Here is a 1,295-nt window from a genome sequence, read left to right on the forward strand (position 1 = left end):
TAATAATTTCAATATATTAATTAACTTGTATCTATGCTTATCAGCTATGTCATAGAAGTAAATATCATATTTTTTTATTAGATTTTTTTCTTTTTGCCTCTCTATATATTTAGGGTCAGATTCTAATTTTTTCCTACGTTCACGTTCAGCTTGTTCTCTAACTTTTCTTTCCTGAGCTAATTTTTCTTGTTGTTTCTTTAACTGAATTAGTTCTAATTCTCTTAATTTTTCCAAGCGTAATCTTTCTGCTTCTAAGTGTTCTTGATGCTTTATTCTGTCATTAACAACTTCTTTCTTATATTGATTAAAAGAAATTTTACCTTCAACTAGACTATGTAAAGCATTAAGGTTTTGACGAACTAAATAGGCTTTCTCTGGCAAAGTTAAACTATCATTTTGCTTAGTTTTTAACTTTTGAATTATTTTATGAAGCATACTATGTGGGATCATTGAACTTTCGATATGATCTACACAATAAAAAACAGCATCTTTTCTCATATCATCAAGATATGTTTGATGTTTAACAGCATCCTCAACAGATACTTTACCTCGATAATTAGAATGGTACGTTTTTTTAAAAAATCTGCTTCTAGTCATTTCAAAGATTCAAAAATTATTACCATTCAATTAAATAACGATTTATAAAAGATTAAAAGCATAAAAAAATAGCCTAAGCAGAATATTAGGTATATTAAAACCCATCTGCCTAATTCCCCTAAAAACAAATGCTCTCAACTTCTCAACTCGCCCCCAAAGCGTCGCACTTCGTGCTTTGGCTTTGGTGAACGGTTGAGAGAGTTTCGGCAATACTCTCCCTAAAGGCGGTCATTTAAAAAAATGACGCATCCTTTAAGTATTGCCGATTTACCGCATATTCTTTTGGCTTCGGAGCCACGTATATCGGTCGTATCCGCACATAGCTTTGCAAACTATGCAGACAAGGACTAAAGGTCTTGCACCTCTCCCCACACGCTCCCTGTCGAAGTATGGCGGTATCTCTGCGAGGGTTTCCCCAACATACAACTTAACCAACCTATACAACTACTCTTAACGCTCCGCTTTTGTGAGATTCCCCTGTAGCGGTTTAGCCTTTCGACTATCGCTACGTTGCACCAGTGACACTTATTCCCTCCACATGCAACGCATGCCAATCCGTAAAACGGACACGCAGGAGCAGGCAAAGCTCGATCTAGGATGCTTATTTGATGATTTAAAACACGGATTAACGAAGACTTATCATTTTGGGTCTTGAACTAAACACTTTTTATTGTGAAAATAGAGTTCAGGTACAAGCC

Annotated in this window: 1 pseudogene; it reads right to left on the reverse strand. The window is 35.4% G+C overall.

The annotated features are described in order from the left end of the window. A pseudogene (locus I593_RS00115) lies at positions 1 to 597 on the reverse strand (hypothetical protein); the annotation flags it as partial. Between the last annotated feature and the right edge of the window lie 698 nt (positions 598 to 1,295).

The sequence above is a fragment of the Acinetobacter tandoii DSM 14970 = CIP 107469 genome, assembly GCF_000400735.1.
Lineage (GTDB): Bacteria > Pseudomonadota > Gammaproteobacteria > Pseudomonadales > Moraxellaceae > Acinetobacter > Acinetobacter tandoii.